Origin of the sequence: Endozoicomonas sp., from assembly GCF_031844845.1 — a bacterium.
Lineage (GTDB): Bacteria > Pseudomonadota > Gammaproteobacteria > Pseudomonadales > Endozoicomonadaceae > Endozoicomonas.
Genome location: NZ_JAVRMB020000420.1, coordinates 1 through 7,461, shown reverse-complemented (window position 1 = coordinate 7,461; position 7,461 = coordinate 1). Strand labels below are relative to the sequence as shown.

Below are 7,461 nucleotides of genomic sequence, written 5' to 3'. Positions count from 1 at the left end.
AGATGTGTATAAGAGACAGCAGCAGAAGAGACTCTTTGCTTTTTAACACGTTGATGACGGTTGTTTTGCTAACGCCAGGCACTCTGCTGGTATCTCTGATCCCACCGCTGTTGATTGCCATTTTAACGATGTTATTTCTGACGTCCCGGTACCAAGCCTTGTACCGATATTCGAGCATAAATGATGTGATTTCATACAGTTCATTATGGCAGAGATAGCGTTGATTTCCTTTACGGCAAAAACCGTTTTTCCCAACGAGCGAGAGATGGCAGTCGGGGCATTTAACTTCAATAACACACGTCATAGGACGTATATTAGGATGAAGAGTATTTTTGTCAGTATGGGATTATCCCTATCCACACATTTGACCCACTACCCTTACTTTGTGGGAGTGTTCTCTTAAGGGCCGTTATAAACTGTCTTTAGATGTAATTGCTGACTTGATCGAAAACTGGCTGCTGGTTGGGGATATGATTTCCATTGAAATAAAAGGACAGTTTTAGGAGGTGGTAATGCCGGTAAGGCCGTTTACCAGAATTACCTTTCTTTATTAATGGCTCCGGCATTTTTCCGTACATATTGACGAATGACTCATAGGTGCTAGACTTGCCTGTACGGATATAATACGTACGTTTTTTATTGGGAGAAAGAAATTATGGCCACAGCCAGACTGGATCTCAGGTTAAATGATGAGATAAAAGCAAAGGCGGAGAAAGCTGCAGCTTTGCTGGGACTTAAGAGCTTGACTGAATATGTAGTGCATCTGATGGATGAAGATGCCTCCCGAGTCATTGCTGAGCATGAGAGTATGGTTCTGGATGATGATATTTTTGATCGCTTCATGAGTGCCTGTGAAAAAGCAGGTAAGCCGAATAAAAAGCTTCAGAATGCATTGCAGTTTACAAAAGAGCAGGGTGTGCAATGAGCTTGCCCGGAACATTTGTTGAGCTTGCCAGGTCGATTCATGACCGGGAGTCCTTTACCTGCGGTGAACCGGAACTTGATGACTTTCTTAAGAAGCAGGCGCTCAGACATATGCAGGCGGGTATTAGCCGAACAATGGTGTTGCCTGCTGCGAAGCCGATGCCGGATGGCAAATATCCGATCTGTGCATTCTATACAATTGCACCAGGCTCTATTTCTCGAAAAACATTGCCTGATCGGTTAGCGAAAAAGCTACCGGGTTACCCAGTACCTGTTTTTCTGTTGGCTCAGCTGGCAGTGCATGAAGGTAATAAAGGGGAAGGCCTCGGAAAAGTGGCTTTGATTAAGGCGTTAGAACATTTATACGACATTAATGCTCACATGCGAGCCTATGCTGTTATTGTCGATTGTTTGAATGAGAACATTGCTGCTTTTTATGAACAGTTTGGTTTTGAATTGTTATCTAAGCAGGATGGTCGGGATCGACTGTTTCTACCCATGAAGACGGTGAAACTTTTGTTTGAGGAGGGGTAGTATTTTTGGTTCTATGGTTTTGTTTTAGTCGGATATCAAAAAAATCCGCCACCGGTTCCCGCCCCACCGCCATACAACTTAACCCTTACGATACCTGTCGTAATGGTTTTGTCGTTTATAGGGCCGGTATTCAAAGGGTTGGCGGTGCCACGCTGAGGTTTGCTGTCTTTAATATTTGAAGCTATCTTTGCCTGTTTTTCTTACCTTTCTCTCTCCTCTCTGAAAAACCGTGGTTCACGGACTTTGACGAACCACAGCGTTTAACTATTTGATTATAATATGTTTTTACTGTGGTTCATGGTGTTGCGATTTTGTGAGTTCGCAGCAATACCGGCGGTAGGTGCTGTGAACCGCAGGCGAACTTTTATAGTATGTCGTGCTTAATATTCTGCGGATGAAAATTGCCAGGGGAGTGCTATGGCTTTCAGTGAGATTGAGATAAAACGTATTGAGAAAGCAATTGATGGATTTATGGCGAAGCGTAGGCCTCCTGCGCATATCCGGAATGAAGTCGACTTTGACCATCGCATTAATGGGCAGAGTATAGAGTTATTTGAGGTGCGAGCTTACTATCAAGATCCTGAACAGAAAGTAGAGATTCCCTTCGCCAAAGTAACCTATGTTAAGACACAGAAACTCTGGAAACTGTTCTGGCACAAATCGGATATGAAGTGGCATTCCTATGAACCATTGCCCACAGCAAAGGAACTGGAAGAACTTCTGGATGCAGTGGATGAGGATGAATACCGATACTTTTTTGGATGAAAAACTACTTCATCAGTCATCAGGTGAGGCTTCAGGGGCTACCAGTGCGAGCTTTCTGAAATGCTCCCTCTGCCCTGTCCAGAGCATGGGGAATGGTTTCATACAGTCTTTCAGGGTGAGCACCCAATCCCCAGTGTTGCAGGGCAGGGCGCTCCACATTACCACCAGAAAATCCACCATCGTCGTAATCATCCGGCACCAGCACCCAGCCTTCATGTTTCTGGGAGTGAATGTATGCTTCTCCCGCATCCCGCTGGGCATGGAGAGAGTTAAACTCCTGCTCCAGCCCTTCTTCTGACGATTTACGGGTATAAATAGCGCAGCGCTTTTTTACCAGAGTCGTTTTATTCTTCGTCCTTGCCATATTGACCTCCTGTTGGCTCTTCTTTTGATTTAGATTTCAACCCAAAGAACATGGGACCTGACCCGCTGGTGCCAGTGATCATATTTGCAATCCGGGTCAGGCTTTTGTAGATCTCTCCCCGGTACTCAAAACCCTGTGGCGTAACGATCACCTCGTGGGTTTCCCCGTTATAGTCCTTGGTGATGACCGTTCCCAATGGAGGCTTCACCAACCGGCTATTTTTAGCCTTGGGTTTGTGCTCACTGTGCTTGCTGGCCAGCTTCAGTCGATCCTGGCTTTTCTCGCTCAGCCCACCCAGTGCCAATTCCTGAATCCGCATGGATAGTCGTTGTCTTAGAATCCGCAGGTCCAGCTCGGGAGCCGGTTTGTCATTGAGTTCCTTCCACAGCTTGCGAAGCTCATCGGTCTTCATGGATTGCAGCGCCACCACCCTGGCGGCAAGGCTTTTATTATCGTTCATAAACTACCTCAGTCGTTTTCTCAGTTCTTTTATCAGGGGTGTGTTCATACAGGCATGAGGTAGCGGAGTTATCCAGTTGAACAGGTTCTTTATTTTGGGCTGAAGGCTTTTTACCAACAGCTGAAGGTTCTCTGGCTCTCAGTTGTTTACGCAAGATCGCGGCTGCCAAAAGGGCCGCATATTTTTGATGGCATTGATTCTGTGTCAGTCACCCAGTTGACCTTCAAAAGTAAAATCAACAAAGGCCAATTTTCTGTTAAGTCTCCAAGTCGTGAAGGTCATAACGTCGACGTCTGTGAAGTAAGGGATGATCATAATCAAACACACCTCTTGCACGATAAGAATTTAGAGATTCACGGAGCAAGGATCTCTGTGAAATACAGGGCAGTTGGTCTGGCCAGCGAGAGAGCAACCCGAACCCTGATATTTGATATCTCCCTTCCTGATCGGTGTAATCTCAAAGACAGAAAGCACATTGAACAAGCGCTTAACGAACGATTACTGGCTCGTTGGGGCTTGTTGAAAGAGGTGATCAGCGATGCCAATTGATCCCGAAATCTTTCGATTTTTAGTCGCTCTGTTTGAAGCCGGGTCAGTAACTCATACCGTAGCAGAGCTAAAGGAATCCATGCCAAATCAGGATACAGAGGCCTTGTTTCAGCTGGCTTATCAGCCTGAAGGTTATAGCATGTGGTACCCGGCGGAGGATGGTGATTATTTTGAAGTCCGGGAGTTGGAACCGGGGAAGTTTTTCTATTTCGATGTGGGCTGGTATCCGGTCGATCCACATGAGTTGAAGCTTTACCGCTATCGAATGGACTGGTTGCCAAAAACACTGAAGAGTGGGTTGCATATTTCAGGGGATATTCAGGAGATTGTACCGAAGAAACTCTGGCGGTTGGGTGAGTTTCGGCATATGGATCGGGTGGCACCAATATGGTTAGCGAGGCGATTATCCCAGGGCGACAGCTTTGATGAGATCTATGATGCACTGGCCGGTCTCAAGCAAGACCGGGAAGGGTTGATCTTGTGTTGTTCACGGCCATTTTCCAAACGGGTTACTTTTTCGGGGGATTATCAGCTGGTGGATTCGGTCAGTCTGCTCAATGATCAGGGCTATCTCTCTACGGAGAGTCTGGCTGCTTATATCCAACCAAAAAATCAACGTGAAGATACTCTGGTCTATTGGGATGAAAATCGTGGACTGCTCTACCTGCGAGGTAAAGAACCTATTCAGTTCACCGGCACCATGAACCGGCGGGCCATCGGGCTGCTATACGAACGATGTCTTGAGACTGAGAATAAATGGAATAGTCAGGCACTGCTGAGGAGATTGGTTCAAACTCCACTCACATCAGTAAGCTGTTTCGTGGCCACCCACAGTGGCGGGAAGTGATCGGGTATGCTGACGGCATGTGTTGGCTAATACTACCCACCTGAGTGAAACCTGTTTTTAACAATGAATACATCAACCGGCACTGTCCGGTTTTTTTGTGCCTGCAGGAAATTTTTTTCATCAATTTCCGATCTCCGCCCTAATCTCCTCCCTCTTCCGCCCTGGCTCCTCCCTGACCATCGGCACAATAGAACTTGTCTGATAACACAATGACATGGAGGACGTTATGACCATAAGGCACTTGAGTTCACGAGATCTGGCCACCCGGTGGGGACTAAAGCCCCGCACCCTGGAACGTTGGCGTTCTACGGGATGTGGCCCTCGTTTTTTGAGGCTGGGTGGACGGGTTGCTTATCGATTGGAAGATGTCGAGTCCTATGAGCAATCCCATTACTACCACAGCACCAGCCAACCCGCTGAACTTTGCATGGGAGGTCAAGTATGAGTCCGGATCTGCAAGCCATTATGAATTTGATCTGAAAGGCCTACACCCTGCACAGGGTGATTGACTTTTAGGACGATTATACTTGTGCCATTTACCGGATCCCTGAGAGCCATTAAGATCCTTGCGTTTTGCTTGACTCTTGTTGTCAGGCAAACCTTTGAGAGGTTTGTGAATATTCTTTATAGCTTCACTGGTATAAATATTATTATCCATCAGTCCATTCAAAAAGCGCTTGTTTTGCCCTGAAATGAGAACGCTCGGAGTTCCATTTTGAGGAGCTGATAGAATAGACTGGGTTCGCTGTGTTATGTCTTTAACATCGCGTGTAAAAGCTTTATGTGCTGTTTGATCGTCCACTTCAGGTCCTCGGATTGATGAGGATTGAAGGTACTGCGAACAACCTTTCGGAGACATTCCAAAATTTTCCATTTAATCACCTAATCACTGACCTACTCGTTAAGACTGTCTATTCGTTAAAAAGTTTCTATTGTCTCAGAGGAAGAGTCATGGGCAAGCGTACGGAAACCAATTACCTCGTCATTCACTGTTCAGCCACCCGAGCCAATCAGAACATCACCTTTGACGATATCAAACGGTGGCACACCATGGAGCGGGCCTTTATCGATATCGGCTACCACTGGGTGATTGAGCGGGATGGTAGCGTCAGGCAGGGGCGTCCTGTTGATGACTGGGGTGCTCATGCCAAGGGCCATAACCATGAGAGTGTGGGCATCTGTCTGGTGGGTGGTCTGGATAAGCACAACGAGCCGGAAGACAACTTTACTCCACTGCAGAAGCGCATGCTGAAGTTGCTGATTGCAGGTCATCAGGCTTTGTATCCTGACGTTGAGGTGCGAGGCCATATTCATTTCAATGCTGAAAAGGACTGCCCGAGCTTTCCTGTTGAGCCCTGGCTTTACCAGGACGGACTGCAAGGAGTGGACGTATGAGCCTGCTTGCTGCTATTCCTCTGGTGGGGAAGGTGATTGATAAGCTGTTCCCTGATGCAGACAGTGCCAACCAGGCCAAGACCAGGTTGGCTGAGATGCTGGTCAGCGGAGAGCTGGAGGAACTGACTCAACAGGCGGGAGTGATCAAAGCGGAAGTTCAGGGTGACAGCTGGCTGCAACGATGCTGGCGTCCCCTGGTGATGCTGGTGTTCACGGCACTGGTCGTGTGTCGCTGGATGGGTTGGACTGCGCCGGATCTCAGTGAGGAGGTGGAGCTTAAACTCTTCACCATCATTCAGCTGGGGATCGGTGGGTACATTGCCAGCCGGGGTATCGGGAAGGTAGCGAAAACATGGAGGGAATGAGGCTTGCATACAGGCTATCTAAGCCGTCTTCTCTGAATGCAGGGAACGTCTTGCAGAGGCGTAGATCATGCGACAAAAGGCTTTTATGGGCCTTGCCGGGGACCCTGCGAACCTTTCGCTAGTGCGGGTATACGGACGCGCGAGGTTTCGCCAGCGATAGACTAAAAAACGGGGTTGACACGGGTTGACAGGAAAAGGCTGAGGTCAGTAGCTATGCGGGTTTCAGCATCAACTGATTTATTTTTTGTCAACCGATTACTCTCCCTTAGCCTCCCGATTGTCAACCCAGATTTATTGATCTGGGTCAACTATTTCGATTCGGTAAATACGTACTCTGTAGTTGTTCCTTAAGGGGATGCCGAGAGAGGGAGGAACCTTCTGGCAGTGGGTAATAAAAATCAGAAATAGCCTTGTCATTTGATAAGAATAAAGACCGCCCAGATAATAATAAAAATCGGTTACTGCTGGTAATCAGCACTACGACCTCGCCTTTGCGAGGTTTTTTTTTGGTGGCTTATTCACCGCTGATTAAAAAATGATCAGCTTGCTTTGGTTCCGTTTTTTCCCTTGTTTCATTGACTATCACACCGGTTGTTCACCGAGTTATCCACGGAATCAGTGGATGATTAAAGTTATCGGTCAAATGGTCGATGAGGCTGCCACTTTCGAGCTTTGTGGACAAATAACGTTTCTACTTTCAGGCTCCTGGCCACTGCTTTCAGATGATTCCATGAGGGTGAAAATCGGGGTTGATGGTCTGACCAGAACTCTCCCCAGTCCCGATGCATCGCTATTGTTCTCGCTTTTTGAATTGAGTGAAGGTTGCCCGGTTGAATAAGGAAAATGGCTTCAACCATTTCCCGGTACCAGCGGTTTAAATAGGTCAGGGTGTTCCGATCGGGATGCAATAAGCGGCAGGACATAAAATGGCCGTTGGAAAGTTCAACGGCCAGCAGTACTGGAGGATTCATCGTCGAGGCCCATTCATTTGGATGGTATGCCATTGGCCCTCTTGCCAGTAATACAAAAACTCGGCGTCGACTTCATAAGCTAGATTAAGTAGAGCCTGTAAGTTGCTGCTGTGTTTAGGCCGAACCTCAACCCAAGGGGCTCCCGTGCTCCTGTAGGCCTTGGGGCCTTCGTTGGAAATGAAAGAAATATCACCAAGGTTGATGATCTCCCTGGCATCACTCTCATTAGGGAAATGATCCCTGAGGATCTGGCCAACCAGATCCCCACCAAAGTGGCAGTAGATGGA

Annotated in this window: 14 protein-coding genes; 8 read left to right on the top strand and 6 right to left on the bottom strand. The window is 47.4% G+C overall.

What is annotated here, in order from left to right:
- The coding region (locus tag RM811_RS23125) for an IS1-like element transposase (RefSeq protein ID WP_402529004.1) at positions 1–178 on the bottom strand (178 nt) is incomplete at its 3' end.
- A 477-nt stretch (positions 179–655) separates the two neighbouring features.
- Between RM811_RS23125 and RM811_RS23120 the strand changes: the two genes are divergently transcribed.
- From RM811_RS23120 to RM811_RS23110, 3 genes are all read left to right on the top strand, one after another.
- Positions 656–925 carry a DUF1778 domain-containing protein gene (locus RM811_RS23120; protein ID WP_402529001.1) on the top strand — a complete coding sequence of 90 codons (270 nt, stop codon included), beginning with the start codon at positions 656–658 and terminating at the stop codon, positions 923–925.
- Positions 922–1,458 (top strand): GNAT family N-acetyltransferase, encoded by a 537-nt coding sequence (locus RM811_RS23115; protein WP_402528998.1) that lies wholly within the window; start codon positions 922–924, stop codon positions 1,456–1,458. Before RM811_RS23120 ends, RM811_RS23115 begins: the two co-directional genes overlap by 4 nt.
- A gap of 417 nt (positions 1,459–1,875) precedes the next feature.
- A complete protein-coding gene (locus tag RM811_RS23110) occupies positions 1,876–2,223 on the top strand; it encodes a DUF3024 domain-containing protein (RefSeq protein WP_402528995.1) in 348 nt (115 codons plus the stop codon).
- A 31-nt stretch (positions 2,224–2,254) separates the two neighbouring features.
- Here RM811_RS23110 and RM811_RS23105 read toward each other — a convergent pair whose 3' ends face one another.
- Both RM811_RS23105 and RM811_RS23100 read right to left on the bottom strand, forming a co-directional pair.
- Positions 2,255–2,587 carry a recombinase family protein gene (locus RM811_RS23105; protein WP_402528993.1) on the bottom strand — a complete coding sequence of 111 codons (333 nt, stop codon included), beginning with the start codon at positions 2,585–2,587 and terminating at the stop codon, positions 2,255–2,257.
- On the bottom strand, positions 2,568–3,047 hold the full coding sequence (locus RM811_RS23100) for a DUF2924 domain-containing protein (protein WP_402528991.1): 480 nt from the start codon (positions 3,045–3,047) through the stop codon (positions 2,568–2,570). Before RM811_RS23100 ends, RM811_RS23105 begins: the two co-directional genes overlap by 20 nt.
- Before the next feature lie 372 nt (positions 3,048–3,419).
- On the opposite strand from RM811_RS23100, the gene RM811_RS23095 reads away from it, so the two are divergent.
- From RM811_RS23095 to RM811_RS23085, 3 genes are all read left to right on the top strand, one after another.
- Entirely contained in the window at positions 3,420–3,596 is a 177-nt protein-coding gene (locus RM811_RS23095) for a hypothetical protein (RefSeq protein WP_402528989.1), read from the top strand.
- The gene (locus RM811_RS23090; protein ID WP_402528986.1) at positions 3,586–4,443 is read left to right on the top strand and encodes a hypothetical protein; all 858 of its coding nucleotides are present in this window, start codon (positions 3,586–3,588) and stop codon (positions 4,441–4,443) included. The genes RM811_RS23095 and RM811_RS23090 overlap by 11 nt, the downstream gene beginning before the upstream one ends.
- 226 nt (positions 4,444–4,669) lie before the next feature.
- The gene (locus RM811_RS23085) at positions 4,670–4,888 is read left to right on the top strand and encodes a helix-turn-helix transcriptional regulator (RefSeq protein WP_402528984.1); all 219 of its coding nucleotides are present in this window, start codon (positions 4,670–4,672) and stop codon (positions 4,886–4,888) included.
- Between the two features lie 18 nt (positions 4,889–4,906).
- On the opposite strand, the gene RM811_RS23080 is transcribed toward RM811_RS23085, so the two are convergent.
- A complete protein-coding gene (locus RM811_RS23080) occupies positions 4,907–5,317 on the bottom strand; it encodes a hypothetical protein (protein ID WP_402528982.1) in 411 nt (136 codons plus the stop codon).
- Between the two features lie 77 nt (positions 5,318–5,394).
- Between RM811_RS23080 and RM811_RS23075 the strand changes: the two genes are divergently transcribed.
- A complete protein-coding gene (locus RM811_RS23075) occupies positions 5,395–5,838 on the top strand; it encodes an N-acetylmuramoyl-L-alanine amidase (protein WP_402528978.1) in 444 nt (147 codons plus the stop codon).
- Positions 5,835–6,203, top strand: a complete 369-nt coding sequence (locus RM811_RS23070; protein ID WP_402528976.1) for a 3TM-type holin — start codon at positions 5,835–5,837, stop codon at positions 6,201–6,203. Before RM811_RS23075 ends, RM811_RS23070 begins: the two co-directional genes overlap by 4 nt.
- A gap of 632 nt (positions 6,204–6,835) precedes the next feature.
- Here the strand turns inward: RM811_RS23070 and RM811_RS23065 are convergent.
- Together RM811_RS23065 and RM811_RS23060 are read right to left on the bottom strand one after the other, a co-directional pair.
- On the bottom strand, positions 6,836–7,174 hold the full coding sequence (locus RM811_RS23065; RefSeq protein WP_402528974.1) for a hypothetical protein: 339 nt from the start codon (positions 7,172–7,174) through the stop codon (positions 6,836–6,838).
- Positions 7,171–7,461 (bottom strand): hypothetical protein (locus tag RM811_RS23060; RefSeq protein ID WP_402528971.1); only part of this gene is annotated, 291 nt, incomplete at its 5' end. The genes RM811_RS23060 and RM811_RS23065, both read right to left, overlap by 4 nt.